Here is a 17,892-nt window from a genome sequence, read left to right on the forward strand (position 1 = left end):
TACTATTTCCGTCTATACGCATGTCGTTTATACACATGGGTATGAGTTTTGACTCATGATTACGCGGCCTGAGTGTAACAAAAGGCCGGGCCCACTGTCGCGGGTCCGGCCTTAAAATTTATTTCTTCAGATCACGTTTTTGATGTGCACTTGCGGCAGCAACGAAACCTTCGAACAATGGATGACCATCGCGTGGGGTCGAAGTGAATTCTGGGTGGAATTGACCCGCAACAAACCAAGGATGATCTTTCAGCTCAATCATCTCAACCAGTTTACGGTCAGAAGATAAACCACTAAATACCAGACCCGCTTGCTCTAAACGTTCTCTGTACTTGTTGTTCACTTCGTAACGGTGACGGTGACGCTCAACACAAGTGTTACCTTTGTACGCTTGCGCCGCTTTTGAACCATCAAGCAGGTGACATAACTGTGCACCTAAACGCATAGTGCCACCTAAATCAGAAGCTTCATGGCGTTGTTCAACGTTACCTTCTTCGTCAACCCATTCAGTGATTAAGCCAACCACTGGGAATGGCGTTGCTTTATTGAATTCGGTTGAGTGTGCATCGGCCATGCCTGCAACGTTGCGGGCAAATTCAATCAGCGCGACTTGCATACCTAAACAGATACCAAAGTACGGCAGCTCGTTTTCACGGGCATATTTAGCCGCCAAGATCTTACCTTCCACACCGCGCTCACCGAAGCCGCCTGGAACTAAGATACCGTCTAAACCTTGCAGCACTTCATCGCCTTTTGCTTCAACAGTTTGTGAGTCAATATACTTGATGCTCACAGATACACGGTTCTTCAGACCCGCATGCTTTAATGCTTCGTTGACTGACTTATAGGCGTCTGGCAGTTCGATGTATTTACCGACCATACCAATCACGACTTCGCCGTTTGGATTGGCTTCTTGATAAATGACGTTTTCCCACTCAGACAAGTCGGCTTCGCGGCATTCTAAGCCAAAACGCTTAACCACTAAGTCATCTAAACCCTGTGAGCGCAGCAGCGCAGGGATCTTGTAGATGCTGTCGACGTCTTTTAATGAAATAACCGCACGTTCTTCAACGTTACAGAATAACGAAATCTTCGCACGTTCGTTGGCAGGAATCGCGCGGTCGCCACGGCAGATCAGCACATCCGGTGCAATACCGATAGAACGCAATTCTTTCACTGAATGTTGAGTCGGTTTCGTTTTCACCTCACCCGCGGCGCCAAGGAATGGCACTAAGGTTAAATGCATAAACAGGGTACGATCGCGGCCCAGTTCAACGCCTAATTGGCGGATAGACTCAAGGAATGGCAGTGATTCGATATCACCAACAGTACCGCCGATTTCAACGATAGCCACATCGTGACCTTCACCGCCTGCAATCACTTTTTCTTTGATCGCGTTAGTGATGTGTGGGATCACCTGAATCGTCGCGCCTAAATAGTCACCGCGACGCTCTTTACGCAGTACTTCCTCGTAAATACGACCCGTAGTGAAGTTGTTGCGACGGTTCATCTTAGTGCGGATGAAACGCTCATAGTGGCCAAGGTCAAGGTCTGTTTCTGCGCCGTCCTCAGTCACAAACACTTCACCATGTTGCGTTGGGCTCATGGTACCTGGATCAACGTTAATGTATGGGTCCAGTTTCATGATGGTTACATTGAGACCACGGGCCTCTAAAATTGCGGCTAATGAAGCGGCTGCAATGCCTTTACCTAGTGATGAAACCACACCACCAGTAACGAAGATATACCTTGTAGTCATGCTGAACCTGAGAAAATGAGTTTGAAAATACGTGCTTGTAAGAAAGCACTAGGACGGGGCAGTAGTATACCAAAGGTGTTGCCATTCGACAAACACCAATCCGGATAATTTGCCCTTTATCTTGGCTCGCCCTGTTTAACCTTATCCCAATAGGCATCTAACTCTTCTAAGCTATGTTCTTCTAATGCTTTATTATTTTGTCTTGCAAATGCCTCTACACCTTTAAAACGGCGTTCAAATTTAACATTGGCTTGGCGCAGTGCTTGTTCTGGATCCACCTTTAAATGACGCGCCAAATTCACCACCGCAAATAATAAGTCGCCCATTTCGGCCTGTACTTTGGCTTGGTCGAGCGTTGGCTGATTCACCTCCGCCAGCACTTCACCAATTTCTTCATGGATTTTTGCGACCACTGGCTCAAGCTCAGGCCAATCGAACCCGACACGCGCGACCCGCTGCTGAATTTTGATTGAACGCGATAACGCCGGCTGCGCGCGCGGAATATCATCAAGCACAGAAACCTCGCTTGATGAAGCCACCCCAGCCGCCAGAGCCTTTTGTTCACGCTCGCTAGCTTTGATTGCTTCCCAATTGGCCTTCATCTGCTGACTACTGGCATCCGCCTCAAACGTAGCTTCACCAAACACATGGGGATGACGGCGGGTCAATTTATCGGTGATTTTATTGACGACAGTGCTGAAATCGAACCTGCCCTGCTCTTTGCCAAGCTGGCAATAAAACACCACTTGGAATAATAAATCCCCCAGCTCATCGGGCAATTCGTCTAGGGCTAAACGCTCAATCGTGTCAGCCACCTCATAGGCCTCTTCGAGGGTAAAAGGCACTATGGTTTGATAAGTCTGGGCTTTATCCCATGGGCAACCCGTTTGCGGATCGCGCAGCTTCTCCATAATCTTCAGTAGCGGCGCAACATCGGTTGCAGAAAATGATGTTGCTGAAAGCTCAGTAATAGAAGGCGTGGTATGGGAAGTCATGCAGATATCCTTTCAAGAGAGTCGACACAGGTGCTGGATGCGTAAACAGGAATACACTCAAGCTGAGTCGCAACTAAGGCTGTAATAAGGGCAATAAAGCGCTAATGATAAAGTAGCCAAGCTCAAAGTGCTATTTAGAGTCTGGGTATTAGGTTTTAACGAAGAGGATATGCCCTAAAACTAGATAAGTATGTCGTCAGGTGTGTAGGATGAATTGTCATTGTTTCCCCTGTGACACGCCATAAACTCGTCCCTGAGGGCTCGACGGCGGCATCTGCAGCACACGGAAGTGTAAATGCCGCGATCACATGGATGTGAAAGAGCGGCCATGTCGCCAACGGTCACAGTTGCAACAATGACAATCTTTACGACCATCGAACTGTTCATCTGGCTAAAAGCTTTTTGCCCCTCCCTTATTTCGGTTCGTTAGCTCAATCGAAAATTCCTACTCTTGTTGCCATACAAATTATCATTTAGTTACCTATGTTTGGCCCTACCGCGAAGCGACTAATGACTAATAATGTATTGGTATACAGTCATATTTAAATTTAGATACTTTGGAGTGATTTTAAGACAATATCAGTGCGCACTAATTCCATCCGCAATAAATAAAACGCTATAAAATCAATTGACTATAATAGCTGGCTTTTAGTTCATAGGTTTGGAAAACGCGCATGCGCGTTTTTCCAGATGGTGTATCTGGCAGAAAGCTGATAAGTTCTTTGCATACAGATAGTTAACCGTGCGCGTTTTCACTGGTCCAACGAGATAAACGCGCATGCGCACGAATAAAATGTTAGAGCTCAACGAGGAAAGTATGGAAGAACTTCTAAATAATGGATGGGTTGTAGGCATCGGAGGTGGAGTTTTAAGTGGCCTCATTGTGGCGTGGCTCACTAGGACACTTTTCTCCAAAAAGGATCTTCGAGAGCTGGCAATAAACATCTCTTCTGCGAACAGAGAAATTCTGTACGCCATTCGCCCTGAAATCTCGGAAAGCAGCCTACCAGCGGTTGAAGTAATAGAAGCATTAAAAAACGCTACTGCTCGGAAGTACAAAATTGAACCACAACGATTACACGGCATCACGGAAATAGTTGAAGAGCTTATTAAGGAAATAATGGATTCAAGCTTTATTTCATCTTCAGCGAAAAAGGAATACTGTGAATCTCTTAAGACTCTAATACCAGAAAAAACCACAGAGATGGAAAATCTCTCAGAAGATCGCGAAGTCTTTGTTGCCCGCGTCGAGTACAAAGAGAAGATGACTTCTTTGCTTTCCCTTACGTTAGGGACTATTGCTGCCTTGGCTACGATGCTCACCTTCATTCGCAGTAGTTTTGAGTCATCTAGTATATTCGGCAAGGTAACCGAATCTTTTTTTCCAATGATTCTTATAATTACTTCTGTGATGTTGGTTATGACTGCAATGCAGGTAGCTATAAAGCTTAGGCATAAACGAATTAGAGCCGAAAATGGGATTCCAGATGAAGAAAGCTCTAACAAACGCGTCAATTAGGACGCTCGCAAGCTCGCGCCTATTACGCGGGCGTTATATGCCAAAGGAAGTCAATTGAAAACTCAGCTCTCACCCGAAGCACAGGCTCACCTTGAGGTTTTATATCAGGCGACGCTGATTGCAAGATCTCTAAGTTGGGACAACTCGAATGGCGCGAAATCAGAGCTCGTGGCTGACTTAATGGATGCTGTTCACAACATTCCATCTCACTTAAAGTCAGCGGCTATACCAGAGCAAGAATTTGTCCGAATATACTACGAGGCTTTTGATAAGAAGCACCCTATGACTGTATCGTTGGTCAAAATCTATAGTGGGTGCTTTTAGTTCAACCGCATATAACAACAAGGCCAGCCAGCAACGTTCCCTGCGGTCGCTGGACCTCGTTTCACTCGGCCGCTGCTGGCGGCGTTATCGCCATATAAATTTTTATCCGAAATTCACCAGATGCAACCGATGTCCTGACACGCTTTTGTCCCAAAGCATGCTGTGTGTCTCTTTGAAACCTGCAGCCAACAACGATGCTAGGAAGCTGAGCAATGGTGATTTGCGAGACGACCGTCCGCCCACGGCCGCTCTTTGGCATCCATGCCACCGCGGCATTCGTGAATCCATTCACATCAAACGGGGCGGTCGAGCATCCAAGGACGGACTCGCTGCGCGTCGGAGAGCAAATGCCATTGCTCAGAATGATGAACAGCCTCCCTGCCCCAATATATCTCTTATCAAAGTATTCTATATTGCTAATTTCGAGGCTAATCGCTTCGAAAGATATTGCTAACCTTAAAGCCGTCTTGCTTCTATCACGCTATCGACTTGGGAGAGCTTAGATAACACCCGCGATAAGCCATCGAGGTTATAAAGCTCCAATTCAAGCTCGATTGCCGCGGTTTGATTCTTAATATCCGATGACGAGCTCATGGCGAGCACATTGGACTTTTCGGCGGCGAGTACCGAGGTGAGATCCCGCAATAAGCCGCTGCGATCATGGGCCAAGACCCGCAGGCGCATGCGATAACCACCTGAATAATTCTCGCCCCAAACCACATCGACGCCACGTTCTGGGTGAACGCGCATTAACTCTTTCACCTGCTCACAGTCGGAGCGATGCACAGAAATACCGCGCCCTTTGGTGATAAAGCCCAAAATCTCATCCCCAGGTACGGGCTGGCAGCAACGGGCGATATGGCTGAGTAAGTTACCCACGCCATTCACCTCCACCTGTCCTCGGCTATTGGTGCCAGATTTGGGTTGGCTCTTCTTAACTAGTTCTTCAACCGCATCTTCTTCGCTCGCCTCATCGAGGCGCAACTTACTTTGGATATGGTTAACAACCTGATGTAAACGCACATCACCGCCGCCGATAGCGGCAAGCAAGTCGTCCATACTCGCCATATTAAAGCGCTCAACGGCGATGGCAGCATCTTTGATTTTAAGGCTGACTCGCGCCAGCTCGGCTTCGAGCATTTCTTTACCAGCGATAATGTTTTTATCGCGGTCTTGCTGCTTAAACCAATGCTGAATTTTCGAGCGCGCCCGCGATGTGCGGATATAGCCTAAGTTTGGATTGAGCCAATCGCGCTTAGGATTGGGGTGCTTCGAGGTGATGATCTCGATACGCTCGCCCGTTTCAACCTGGTAGGTAAACGGCACAATCCGGCCATCGACCTTAGCGCCGATACACTTATGGCCAACCTGCGAGTGAATATAGTAGGCAAAGTCGAGCACGGTTGAGCCGAGCGGCAAGTCAACGACTTCACCACTTGGAGTAAAGACATAGACTCTGTCTTCAAACACTTGGCTGCGGACTTCTTCGACCAAATTGCCGCTTTCGACCACGTCTTCCTGCCATTGCAGAATTTTACGCAGCCAATTGATTTTTTCTTCGTAGCCGCTCTGTTTGCCGGAGTGATTACCTTCCTTGTATTTCCAGTGCGCGGCAACACCCAGCTCTGCATCTTCATGCATATCTTGGGTACGAATTTGAATTTCAACGGTTTTACCTTCTGGCCCCACCACAACAGTATGGATGGATTGATAACCGTTAGGTTTAGGGTTGGCCACGTAGTCATCAAACTCGCGTGGAATATGATGCCAAAGAGTGTGCACGACCCCTAAGGCGCCGTAACAGTCCTGCAAACGTTCGGTGACAATCCGCACGGCGCGCACGTCAAACAACTCATCAAACTTGAGGTGTTTGCCCTTCATTTTGCGCCAAATGCTGTAGATATGTTTTGGACGACCATAGACCTTAGCGCGGATATGATCCTCATCGAGGCGCTGCTGCAACTGCTCGACAAATTTTTCGATATAGACTTCGCGGTCTAACCGCTTACCATCTAGCTGTTTCGCAATGTCCTTGTAGGTATCTGGATGCAGATAACGGAAGGAAATATCTTCTAATTCCCACTTTAACTGACCAATACCCAAACGGTTCGCGAGCGGCGCATAGATGTCGGCAATTTCGCGGGCCAGCAAGACGCGGGTTTCTTCATCGGCATTTTTCACGGCGCGAAGCAAACAAACACGCTCGGCCAGTTTAATCACCACGGCGCGCACGTCTTCGACCATCGCCAGCAACATGCGGCGGATATTGTCGATTTGCGGCTCGCTTGAGCGGCTATTGGGATTGATTTTTAACGCGCCAATGGCATCCATGGTCACGACGCTGGCAACTAACCGCGCCAGCGGCTCGCCAAATTTTTCTTTGATCGCCTCTTCATTTAGTAAGCCAGCATCAAACACCACAAATAGGATGGCCGCTTGCAGCGTCTCGATATCCATGTTCAATGGCGCGAGGATTTCAATCATCTCGCGGGCACGTTCGAGCAGTTCTCTTTTCGCGGCAGGACTCTTAGCGGGTAAGGCTTCCACCTGTGCAATCAGGGTGAGTAAGGTCTGGGCCTCCTCGACATGACTGACATAGCGAGCCACCCAATCTTCAAGATGAAAATCGGGATCATTAAAGTGCGCTTCGCGAACAGAGACCATCTAATTTATTTCCTTATTCGTGCTCAAAGAAAAGTGGCACCACCTCGGCACTCCTATCTTCAGCATTGGCACGGACTTGTCAAACCCAACGAGACGAAACTTCACATTTTTTACGTTATTCAAACGCTTTGCTTACTTTACACTCGAATAACGCGGGCAAGTGAGGAAACCTTGCCCAATCGATAAGCCTTATTTTGCAAGCTCAAACAAGGCCATGGCTTCGATATGATGTGTCTGCGGGAACATATCGATTAAGCCTAACTTTTGTAACTTGTAACCACGCTCGAGCAATACCGCACTGTCGCGGGCTAAGCTCGCCGGATTGCAAGAGACATACACCACTTGGCGGGGTTTCATCTTCTTAAGCCATTGCAAACTCTCGAACGCCCCCGCGCGGGCAGGATCGAGTAGCAACTTATCAATCTTGCCCATCCAAGGCTCGCAGGATAAATCGGCGCTTAAGTCGCCATGGTAAAAGGTTAAATTGCTTAAGCCATTCGCCGCGGCGTTTTCGCGGGCTTGGCTGACCATTTCTGGCACCCCTTCAACCCCAATCACTTCGGCGCCCAGTTTAGCTAAAGGCAAACTGAAGTTCCCCATACCGCAGAAAAGATCGAGAATTCGCTCACCCGGCTGTGGTGCTAACCAGTCTAACGCCTGCGCCACCATGGCCTTGTTAATTTGCGCATTCACTTGCACAAAGTTACCCGGGGTAAATGTTAAGCTCACAGGCTTTGCATCGGCGTTATCATCGAGCAACTGGTAAACAGGCAATAACAGCGTGCCATTCACCCCATGGAACTCGCCGTTGTTGTCTTGCAAACAAATATGGATTTGATGCTGCTCGGCAAACTGCGCAAGCTTAGCCATATCCTTATCGTTTAAGGATTTAGTGATCCGAATTACCGCAAAATGGCCGTTGTCGGCATCAATTAATTCTACATGCCCAAGGCTCGATTTCGCCGCCAGTTGATTAAGCAACTTAGCAAATGGGGCGATTAAATCCGCTAAGGGTTTCGCCAAGACTAAACAGGTATCAATAGGCACCACTTGGTTGCTGCTTGAGGCGCGAAACCCTAGGCTCAACTGCTTGGTATTTTTATCAAATAGGGTCGCAAGGCGGGCGCGGCGACGATAGTGCCAACCTTCGCCTGTCAATGCGGGTACTGAGTTGCCTTCGGCACCAGCAAATTTGGCCATAATATCAACCAAGGCCGCGGACTTATGCTCGCGCTGGCCTGCTAATGACATATGCTGTAAATCGCAGCCGCCACAAGTTTGGTAATGTGGGCATAGCGGCGTGACTCGCTCAGCGCTCGGCGTCTCAACTTTAATTAGCTTGGCTCGGGCATAGTTTTTCTTTTGTTCGGTCAGCTGCGCCTGCACGGTTTCATTCGGCAAGGCGCCGGGGATAAATACGACTTTTCCCTGATGTTGTGCTATACCTGCCCCTAGATGATCCAGCTGATGCACGCTAAAAGATTGCTTCGCGGACAGTTGCTTGGAACTATTTGGTTTTGCTTTAAAAAATTGTGCCATTTCGGCCTCTAAATCAATAAAAAACTAGTAAAGACCGCCCTTTTTCTGGCAGTCTTATAAAATTATATCGTCCCTAGAATTTAGGAAACTGCGCTGCTGCTATGAACCCTGTCAACAACATGACCAAATACAGCTTACGTTCCTGGGTTCTGGTGCTTGCGCTTGCGCCGACGATCTTAGTCGGTATTCTGCTGGGCAGCTACTTTACCATAAATCGCTTCTATGAACTCGAAGATACGCTGATTGAACAGGGCAGCAATATTATCGAACCTTTAGCGATTGCCAGTGAAGTGGGACTCGTGGGCAATGACAGGGAAGCGACCAAACGGCTCCTTGCCGCAGCCCAACTGAATAAATCCACGCTCGTTAAATCTATCGCTATTTTTGACATTCAAAATCAACTGTTTGTCACATCGCATTACCACAAAGATTTCGAAATCATGCGCTATAAAGAGGCGCTGACCAATCTGCACAAAACCGAAATCGAACATGTGGGCGACAGCCTTATCCTACGCACACCGATTTTTGCCACCGCACCACCTGCGCCGGGCGCGCCCGTCAATTTTGATATCCAAACCGATAATGGCGAGCTGCTTGGCTATATTTCGGTGATAATCAATAAAGAACGTGCACTGCTCGAACAACATAGGGCCGCCGTGGCCGCCTTTATTATCGTCTTGATTGGGGTGCAATTAAACCTGCTGTTTACCTTTCGTCTGGTTAAAAACGTCACCCAGCCGATTACCGAAATGGTGCGGGTAGTCGCCAAAATTCGCGAGGGTAAACTCGATGCCAGACTCGAGGGTAATCTTATCGGAGAGCTGGATTTGCTTAAACGCGGTATTAACGCCATGGCGGGTTCGCTATCGGAATATCACGATGAAATGCAGCAAAATATCGATCAGGCAACTTCGGATCTACGGGAAACTTTAGAGCAGATTGAGATCCAAAACGTCGAGCTCGACTTAGCCAAAAAACGCGCGCTGGAGGCCAGCCGCATTAAGTCGGAGTTCTTGGCGAACATGTCCCACGAGCTGCGCACACCATTAAACGGCGTGATAGGCTTTGCCCGTCAACTCGTTAAAACCCCGCTACACTCGAGCCAAGTCGATTACATTAATACCATCGAGCGCAGCGCGACTAACCTACTGGCGATTATCAACGATATTCTCGACTTCTCTAAACTCGAAGCCGGTAAAATGGTGCTAGAAAACATGCCATTCGGCCTAAGGGAAACCCTAGGTGAGACAATCACTTTAATCTCCGGCAGCGCGCAGGCGAAAGGGCTGGAATTGGTCGTCGATATTGCGCCCAATGTCCCCGACAATGTTAACGGCGATGCGATGCGTGTTTGCCAAATTATCAATAACTTAGTGGGAAATGCCATCAAGTTTACCGATTCGGGCAGTGTGTTGGTCAAGTTAGAGTTACAAAACCAGACAGATGATCAAGTGGTGCTGCGCTGTGATGTGATTGATACCGGCATTGGGATTGATGAAAACCAACAGGACTTCCTGTTCCAAGCCTTTGGCCAAGCAGACTCCTCAATTTCTCGCCGCTTTGGCGGCACTGGGCTGGGGCTAGTCATCACTAAGCGCCTCGTCAATCAAATGGGCGGCCAAATAGGCTTTACCTCTTCGGTGGATAAAGGGTCTAACTTCTGGTTCACCCTGCCATTGGGCCTAGGTCAATTCCAGATTGGCGATTCGCTGCCCTTTGAAAAGCTTAAAGATAAAACCGTGTTGTTTTATGAGCCCAGAGTACTCACCCATTCGGTGATTAGTCGTCAGCTAAAACAGTGGGATACAAAAGTCACTCACCATCAACACATTCCGAGCTTGCTGACGACGCTCTCGACCACTGAGCATCAGTTCGATTATGTGCTGTTGAGTTGCCATGGATTTAGCAATCCGAATCAATTGGTCAGCACCTTAAATCAAGCTAAGAGTAAAACAGATTGCTTGATCGTACTGTTCGATTGCCAAGAGCAGGAAGTACTAAGCCAGTTTATTCGCCCCAATGCCGATGTGGTGTTGTCACTGCCGGTGAGTGAACACCAATTGGCGCGTAATATGCTCTATCCACCAATGGAATACGACATTTTACCTCCCGTGGCGATTACCGTCCCCGCCGCGCGTCAGTCCCTTACTGTGTTGGCGGTGGATGATAACTTTGCCAATTTAAAACTGATTGATACCCTGCTTAATGAGTTAGTGACGACCGTCATCGCCGTTAACAGCGGTGAAGAAGCCGTCAAACAAGCCAAGAGTCGCACCTTTGACCTTATCTTTATGGATATTCAGATGCCGGGCACCGACGGCATCAGCGCCACTAAGCAAATCCGCCAAGGGTCGATGAACCGCAACACGCCCATTATTGCCGTGACCGCCCACGCGATTGCCGAGGAACGTGAGTTGATTTTAGGCAGCGGCATGGATGGTTACTTGCCTAAACCCATCGATGAAGCCGCCCTCAAAGCGGAGATAAACCGCTGGATCACTCGGCCCAAGTTCACCCACTTCGATTTACACACCCTCAACTGGGATCTTTGCTTAACCCAAGCCAACCATAAGTCGGATTTAGCCTTAGACATGTTGAGCATGTTATTGGATTCCTTGCCTCAAACGGTCTCGGCAATTGAGACGGCACTGAGTCAGAACGATCAAGCCACTATGCTCACCACTATCCACAAACTCCATGGAGCCAGTTGCTATTGCGGAGTACCGACCACACAGCGATTATGCCAAGAGATTGAATCGGCATTGAAACGAGATGCTCGTGTCGAAGATCTCGAACCGGAAATACTAGAGTTACTTGATGAGCTAACTAAGGTAGAATCGGCGGCAAAACAAGTGCTATCACAGCTATCAGCGGAAATAACAGATGACCAAAAAAACGGGCTTCTTTAAGCGTTTAAAGGCGCTAGAACTACCACAGAAAAAACTCTTTGCCATTACCCTTTGCCAACGAATGTTACCTAACTATCAATTGTTTTCAGAGGTTTGCGAGTTTGGCGATCCTGCGGTATTAAGCACTGTGCTCGATCTTCTTTGGCAATCCCAGTACGACAACAAGCTGAAATTCAACATTGATGTGCATCTACAGCGCTTAGAAGATAACACCCCAGAACCCGCCGATTTTGATAACTATGGCGTATACCCGGCGATGGATGCCGTGGTTGCTCTGTCTACGTTACTCGGTGCTATTCAAACCGATCTTGAAGAAGATATCACCAATATCAGCAAGTTATCCTCAAGCACTGTGGCAAACTACATTGAGACCATCAGCGATGTGGATTTAACCGATGATGCCTTAGATGACTATGTCTTCGCCCATGAAGTGATGGAAGAAGAGCGTGAACTGCAGAATACACTGCTGGAAATCATCGAAGAAAATCCTAAAATCACCGCAGAGTTGGTGAAAGGTTTACGCAAAGAGATTATCGAAGCGGGTGTCTCGAATATCGGTATTAGCGTCGCGTAAGTGAGCCCTGCTACCTAAGAGTGGTTCACTATTAGGTAGCATCTTATACCAATCGTATTAAATATCTGTTCATTCAGCGGGAGTTAAACGGGCTTTAGACAAGGGATAACACTGCGAGGGATAGGATTAAGCCGAGCATCCATTCAATATGAAAAAACTCGTTTACCAAGGATTTATCTTAACCAATAGCGAAGGTCGCACCGATACCTGGAAACTCACCATAGGCCAGCAAAGCCGTATTGGTTCTCTGTTTGAACTGCGCCGTTTAGTCAATTACTACCTTGAGCTGGGGATTGTGCCCGCCACCCGCGCTAGCCTACAAGAGGCGAAACAGACCCAAAACTCCATGAGTAAAAATCCGCTAAAACCCCGTAAACGCTAACGAGCTTAAATCATCGAAAACAGCTCGGGCGCCTTAGACTGCATAAACTCTATAAATACTTTTACCTTTAGCGGCTGCTGACTCCGCTGGTGATACAAAATCGATATTCTGCGCTGCTCACCTATCCATTCGGGCAAGAGTACTTTTAACTGTCCCTCTTTAATCTGCTGTTTAACAAATAATTCAGGGCCATAGAGAATGCCGCCGTGATCGAGAGTCGCCTGAATCGCACCGTGTAGATCCGTGAGCGTGAGCTTTGTCGGGCCATTAAAATAAAACGACTCGCCATTAGGATGCTTTAAGTGCCAGTTAAACAGTGGCCACACTTTAATTAACTGATGGGCTTCAAGATCATCGGGATGGGTTAACTTAGGCGCCGAGGCTAAATATTCCGGCGTCGCAAATAGGCGGTAATCAAGCTCGCCTAAGGTGCTCGACACCCAAGAGGAATCGGGCTGGGCACCGCCCACAATCGCCACATCGATTCCTTTATCAATTAAATCCACCAACTCATTACTTTGGGAAATATGTAGGCGAATATCGGGATATAAACGCCCAAACTCGTTCAATGCACGGATAAAGATGATGGAAATAATCGAAATCGGCGCCGCTATCCGCAATGTCCCTTCGGGTTTATCACTGCCGACACCGCTGAGTTCATCAAATTGGGCAATGACGCTCTGGTAGCGTTGGAATAACGCTAGACCTTCTTCGGTTAACCGCAGCTTACGAGTGCTACGCATAAACAATTGCTTATCGAGCTTCTCCTCAAGCTTGGCCAGCTTGCGACTCACAGTGGCGATGGGCATATCGAGCTCTTTAGCCGCTTGGGAAAAACTCCCCGCATTCACTAAATGCACAAACAGATAAATTAACTGCAGCTCGGCGCCTATATCATCAGCCATTTTCTATCCCAATCGTTTATGTGAGTGCTTGCATCTATAACGCGCACTAACTCATTGTGTTTTAAACGTAGAATTATTCACTTCTACGACCATAGCGCAATAGCCTCTAGGGGGAATGCTATGCTATTTTGCTAACAGATTTACTGCGCTAGCGCCGATTATCGTCAATTCGCTGAAATAACATCCCAACCGACCTCACCTTGGCGGCTTGAATGAAATCAAGCATCACTAAGGCTATCTCGCGGGATAAGTAACACAAAAGGATGAGTGAGGGTCATGAACATTTTAACCCCTCTGTTTGCCGTCTTCGGGATCATGCTACTGGGCACATTGGTGCAAAAACTGCGCTTTCTCCCAGTAGAAACAGACCAAGTACTCAATCAATATGTTTACTATATTGCGTTTCCTGCCATCCTGTTGATAGCACTGGCGCAGCAGCCCATTGAAGAGATCCTACAGTGGGGATTTATCGCCGGGTACAGCGCAGCCATGCTGGTGATTTACCTCATTTGTATCGGTATCTCTCTGTTGGTTAATCCTAAACAACATGCAATTGCCGCCGTGCGCGCCTTAAATGCGACTTTTGGTAATACCGCATTTATCGGTATTCCACTCCTTATCATCTTATTTCCCCAGCAACAAAGCGCCTTAGTTGCCGCTGCGATTGCCAGTTTATTGTCCGTACTCATGTTTGCCGTGGCCTTGGTCTCGCTAGAACTCGCCACCAATAAACAGCGGCAACATCACGCCGCAGTGATCATGCTGTTAGCCGTGGTGAAAAACCCAATTGTGATTGGTTGTTTTATTGGCGTGGCCATCTCGGCATTAGGGATAACTCTCCCCTCAGGCTTGGCAATGATGATCCAGCAGATAGGCAATACCTCCAGTCCCTGTGCCCTCTTTGCCGTCGGCATGGTGTTGGCTAAAGCTATGCGCTATCAAAAAGATAGCAAGGTCTTTAGCCTGACAAACTTTATCGAACTGAGCCTGATCAACCTGTTTAAACTTATCCTGCAACCCGCCTTGGTTTACTTCATGTTAAAAGGCGTGGGTGTCACGGGCGACTATCTCGTTATGGGCGTCATCCTCAGCGCCTTACCCACTGCGGCAAGTGTCTATCTGTTGGCTCAACGCTATAACACTCAAGCCTCCAGCAGTGCTCAAGGGATACTCTTTGGCACTATAGTGACCTTTTTCAGCTTACCCATTCTGGAGCAACTCGTTAAAACCTATTCATAAACAACTAATTAGATTTTACAATATAGCGACATGTCGAATATTCACCCAAAGTCACTTTACTGTATATAAATTCAGTATATACTGTTTATCAATACAGTGATTTGGTAAGTTTTTCGACAGGAACTCACTATGCTTTGCCAACTCAGCATCAACAATTTCGCTATCGTACGTTTCCTTGAACTGGACTTTCGCCCCGGTATGACCAGCATTACTGGTGAAACTGGCGCGGGGAAATCCATTGCCATCGACGCGCTAGGTTTGTGCCTAGGCAACCGTGCCGATGCCAGCAGTGTTCGCCCTGGCGCGAGCAAAACCGAAGTCAGTGCCCGATTTTCACTCGAGGATGTGCCTCTGGCAAAACGCTGGCTCGAAGATAACGATCTCGAACTCGATGATGAGTGTATTCTGCGTCGAACCATTGGCAGTGATGGCCGGTCACGCGCCTATATCAATGGCAATCCTGTGCCGTTAACTCAACTGAAATTACTGGGACAATTGCTTGTGGGGATCCATGGCCAGCACGCCCACCATGCAATGTTAAAGAGTGAACACCAGCTCACCTTACTCGATAGCTACGCCAATCACAGACTACTGATAGACACAGTAGCGGCAAGCTATCAGCGCTGTAAACAAATTGAAGCCGAACTCAAACAATTAGAAGCCTCACAGCAGGAACGTATCGCCCGTAAACAACTGGTGCAATATCAAGTTGAAGAGTTAGATGAGTTTGATCTCAAGGTCGGTGAATTTGAAGAGATTGAACAGGAACACAAACGCCTAGCAAACGGCACCGAGTTGGTTGATAGCTGCCAAGCCAGCCTGTTTTTGCTCACCGATGGCGAAGAAAGCAATATCGAGTCACTACTGAATAAAGCCGTTGGCCTTGCAGAGAATTTGCAAAGCTATGATCCCGCATTAACCAATGTCAGCACCATGCTGAACGAAGCGCTAATTCAAGTGCAAGAGAGCGCTGGCGAATTGCAGCACTACCTAAGTAAACTTGAACTCGACCCCGCGCATTTTGCCTATTTAGAGGAAAGGCTCTCTAAAGCCATGCAACTGGCCCGTAAGCACCATGTTAGCCCAGACAAATTAGCCGAGCATCATCTCGCCCTCAAGTCAGAACTCACCACACTCGATGATGATGAAAATAAGCTAGAAGATATCCAACGCCAAGTGGAGGCCAGTAAAGTGGCCTACCTCACTAACGCGCAAAAGCTGAGTCAGAGCCGCGCCCGTTATGCGAAAGAGTTGGATAAGTTGGTGACTCAATCCATTCACGAACTCAATATGCCTAAGGGGAAGTTCACCATTGAAGTGAATTTCAACCCAGAAATCATGTCGATGAATGGCAGCGATAATATAGAGTTTATGGTCACCACCAACCCAGGCCAGCCGTTACAACCTATATCTAGGGTTGCCTCAGGCGGCGAATTGTCACGTATTGGCCTTGGTATTCAAGTCATTACCGCGAAAAAGGTTGCCACTCCGACACTCATTTTCGACGAGGTGGATGTTGGGATCTCAGGTCCCACAGCAGCTGTGGTTGGACGTATGCTACGTAGCCTTGGCGAATCGACCCAAGTGCTGTGCGTGACCCATTTACCGCAAGTTGCTGGTAATGGCCATCAACATATGTTTGTGAATAAATTCAACAAGGCGGGAAGTACTGAAACCACTATGACGCCTTTAGATAGGGAACAACGTATCCAAGAGCTCGCCAGATTACTCGGTGGCGATACGATTACCACCAACACCTTAGCCAATGCACGGGAGTTATTACAGTAGTCATTCGCTTAATCCTGTAAATAAAGATGTACACATAATGAAGGTTCTGAGAGAGCCTTCATTTTTATTGTGCAGAATAATTATCCAAGCTAAAGCATAAATAATATTGATTTTAGAATACGTTAGAATATTCAAACAACCTAATATCTAAATACTAGAGACCAAATACCCTATGATGATAAAAATCACCCTTAGTGAAGGGTGAATGAATAAATTTTTATATAAATAGGCATGATTATAAAAAAATATTCGAAAACACTATCGTGGATTAAGGTAACTACATGATATTTAATTATTAACTTTAGTTAGATTATTATCGGCTAGATTGCAAATTTAATAGCGATAATTAATATTACCGTATGAGCCCTATTTTCCTAGACTTAATTACCTCTCAGGTCAATAGGAGTTTTAGCATGCCTTTCCAGCATATTCTCGCGGCGGTGGATGAATCAGTTCCCCCCAACGCGGTTCTAAAAAAGTCCGTCGTATTGGCCAGGAAATGCCACGCATCGTTAACTATCCTAAAAGTGAAACGAACCCACAATTTTAATCTTAATCTGTTATTTCATAGAGATAAGTCTAAGATAATGCCTGATGACAGGCGAAAGCCTATCTTGGCCTATCCCGATAAACAATATCCAATCCGTATAAAGGAATGCCTTTCCCATTCAATTCATAATGCAATCGTCAATGAATGTAGCCAGTTAGATTACGACCTCATCATCGTCAGTCATAAATTCTATCCACCTTTCTTCAGTGAATTTTTAATTGCAGATGAATGGCAATTACTGAGATTGCCTAATATTCCGGTGATGTTTGTCGATCTTGAAGATTGGCACGAAAATGGTCACGTACTCACCGCCCTTGAACTAGACAATGAAAATACCAGTCACCTTGAGTTTAATGAAACGCTGATAGAAGAAAGTAAACGGATTGCAACCTTATTATCTAATGATCTGCACTTAATTAACAGTTACTTGCCCGATCCCTTCTATATGAGCTTTAATCAACAGCCACAAGAACAACTCTGTGAACGGGACAAATATAAGGCAAGACTCACCACAGTGGCACGGCAGCATAATCTCAACACACGCAACTTACACATTGAAGAAGGCTTGCCCGAAGATACGATTGCCAAGGAAGCACGTAGACTCAACGTCAATATGCTGGTGATGGGCAGCGCCGAACGCAAAGGCATGTTGAGCGCATTCAAAGGTAATGCGGCGCGAAATATCATTAACAAACTGCGAACCGACCTCTTTATTGTCAAACCGAGACATCCGCATTAAAGCATC

12 protein-coding genes are annotated in these 17,892 nt (G+C 47.1%); 7 read left to right on the forward strand and 5 right to left on the reverse strand.

Annotation, left to right across the window (positions count from 1 at the left end):
- Positions 1 to 118 precede the first annotated feature (118 nt).
- Both B5P39_RS05905 and mazG read right to left on the reverse strand, forming a co-directional pair.
- The gene (locus B5P39_RS05905) at positions 119 to 1,759 is read right to left on the reverse strand and encodes a CTP synthase (protein WP_088210810.1); all 1,641 of its coding nucleotides are present in this window, start codon (positions 1,757 to 1,759) and stop codon (positions 119 to 121) included.
- Between the two features lie 116 nt (positions 1,760 to 1,875).
- Positions 1,876 to 2,754 (reverse strand): nucleoside triphosphate pyrophosphohydrolase, encoded by an 879-nt coding sequence (gene mazG, locus B5P39_RS05910; RefSeq protein WP_088210811.1) that lies wholly within the window; start codon positions 2,752 to 2,754, stop codon positions 1,876 to 1,878.
- Between the two features lie 817 nt (positions 2,755 to 3,571).
- On the opposite strand from mazG, the gene B5P39_RS05920 reads away from it, so the two are divergent.
- A complete protein-coding gene (locus B5P39_RS05920) occupies positions 3,572 to 4,273 on the forward strand; it encodes a hypothetical protein (RefSeq protein ID WP_140418325.1) in 702 nt (233 codons plus the stop codon).
- A gap of 780 nt (positions 4,274 to 5,053) precedes the next feature.
- Here the strand turns inward: B5P39_RS05920 and relA are convergent.
- Together relA and rlmD are read right to left on the reverse strand one after the other, a co-directional pair.
- Entirely contained in the window at positions 5,054 to 7,261 is a 2,208-nt protein-coding gene (gene relA / locus B5P39_RS05930; protein WP_011716213.1) for a GTP diphosphokinase, read from the reverse strand.
- A gap of 189 nt (positions 7,262 to 7,450) precedes the next feature.
- Positions 7,451 to 8,800, reverse strand: a complete 1,350-nt coding sequence (rlmD, locus tag B5P39_RS05935; protein ID WP_088210814.1) for a 23S rRNA (uracil(1939)-C(5))-methyltransferase RlmD — start codon at positions 8,798 to 8,800, stop codon at positions 7,451 to 7,453.
- 101 nt (positions 8,801 to 8,901) lie between these two features.
- Here rlmD and barA point away from each other — a divergent pair, with 101 nt between their 5' ends.
- The 3 genes from barA to B5P39_RS05950 all read left to right on the forward strand — a co-directional run bounded on the left by barA (position 8,902) and on the right by B5P39_RS05950 (position 12,665).
- Positions 8,902 to 11,709, forward strand: coding sequence for a two-component sensor histidine kinase BarA (barA, locus tag B5P39_RS05940; RefSeq protein WP_088210815.1), 2,808 nt, complete (start codon positions 8,902 to 8,904; stop codon positions 11,707 to 11,709).
- The gene (locus B5P39_RS05945) at positions 11,684 to 12,283 is read left to right on the forward strand and encodes a YjaG family protein (protein WP_088210816.1); all 600 of its coding nucleotides are present in this window, start codon (positions 11,684 to 11,686) and stop codon (positions 12,281 to 12,283) included. The genes barA and B5P39_RS05945 overlap by 26 nt, the downstream gene beginning before the upstream one ends.
- A gap of 148 nt (positions 12,284 to 12,431) precedes the next feature.
- Positions 12,432 to 12,665, forward strand: a complete 234-nt coding sequence (locus B5P39_RS05950) for a DUF3319 domain-containing protein (protein ID WP_011625558.1) — start codon at positions 12,432 to 12,434, stop codon at positions 12,663 to 12,665.
- 5 nt (positions 12,666 to 12,670) lie between these two features.
- Here B5P39_RS05950 and lldR read toward each other — a convergent pair whose 3' ends face one another.
- Entirely contained in the window at positions 12,671 to 13,570 is a 900-nt protein-coding gene (gene lldR, locus B5P39_RS05955; RefSeq protein WP_088210817.1) for a LysR family transcriptional regulator LldR, read from the reverse strand.
- Between the two features lie 276 nt (positions 13,571 to 13,846).
- On the opposite strand from lldR, the gene B5P39_RS05960 reads away from it, so the two are divergent.
- The 3 genes from B5P39_RS05960 (at position 13,847) to B5P39_RS05970 (ending at position 17,886) form a co-directional block, all read left to right on the forward strand.
- Entirely contained in the window at positions 13,847 to 14,809 is a 963-nt protein-coding gene (locus B5P39_RS05960; protein WP_088210818.1) for an AEC family transporter, read from the forward strand.
- A gap of 129 nt (positions 14,810 to 14,938) precedes the next feature.
- Entirely contained in the window at positions 14,939 to 16,597 is a 1,659-nt protein-coding gene (gene recN, locus B5P39_RS05965; protein WP_088210819.1) for a DNA repair protein RecN, read from the forward strand.
- Positions 16,598 to 17,010: 413 nt separating this feature from the next.
- Entirely contained in the window at positions 17,011 to 17,886 is an 876-nt protein-coding gene (locus tag B5P39_RS05970; RefSeq protein WP_088210820.1) for a universal stress protein, read from the forward strand.
- Positions 17,887 to 17,892 lie beyond the last annotated feature (6 nt).

The organism is Shewanella sp. Shew256, assembly GCF_002196695.1.
GTDB classification, from domain to species: domain Bacteria; phylum Pseudomonadota; class Gammaproteobacteria; order Enterobacterales; family Shewanellaceae; genus Shewanella; species Shewanella mangrovisoli.

Excerpts from the sequence above, each read along its gene's own strand:
- B5P39_RS05905 (WP_088210810.1), bottom strand. The coding sequence starts at position 1,759 with ATGACTACAAGGTATATCTTCGTTACTGGTGGTGTGGTTTCATCACTA.
- recN (WP_088210819.1), top strand. The coding sequence starts at position 14,939 with ATGCTTTGCCAACTCAGCATCAACAATTTCGCTATCGTACGTTTCCTT.
- B5P39_RS05970 (WP_088210820.1), top strand. The coding sequence starts at position 17,011 with ATGCCTTTCCAGCATATTCTCGCGGCGGTGGATGAATCAGTTCCCCCC.
- B5P39_RS05920 (WP_140418325.1), top strand. The coding sequence starts at position 3,572 with ATGGAAGAACTTCTAAATAATGGATGGGTTGTAGGCATCGGAGGTGGA.
- B5P39_RS05960 (WP_088210818.1), top strand. The coding sequence starts at position 13,847 with ATGAACATTTTAACCCCTCTGTTTGCCGTCTTCGGGATCATGCTACTG.
- lldR (WP_088210817.1), bottom strand. The coding sequence starts at position 13,570 with ATGGCTGATGATATAGGCGCCGAGCTGCAGTTAATTTATCTGTTTGTG.
- rlmD (WP_088210814.1), bottom strand. The coding sequence starts at position 8,800 with ATGGCACAATTTTTTAAAGCAAAACCAAATAGTTCCAAGCAACTGTCC.
- barA (WP_088210815.1), top strand. The coding sequence starts at position 8,902 with ATGAACCCTGTCAACAACATGACCAAATACAGCTTACGTTCCTGGGTT.
- mazG (WP_088210811.1), bottom strand. The coding sequence starts at position 2,754 with ATGACTTCCCATACCACGCCTTCTATTACTGAGCTTTCAGCAACATCA.
- relA (WP_011716213.1), bottom strand. The coding sequence starts at position 7,261 with ATGGTCTCTGTTCGCGAAGCGCACTTTAATGATCCCGATTTTCATCTT.
- B5P39_RS05950 (WP_011625558.1), top strand. The coding sequence starts at position 12,432 with ATGAAAAAACTCGTTTACCAAGGATTTATCTTAACCAATAGCGAAGGT.
- B5P39_RS05945 (WP_088210816.1), top strand. The coding sequence starts at position 11,684 with ATGACCAAAAAAACGGGCTTCTTTAAGCGTTTAAAGGCGCTAGAACTA.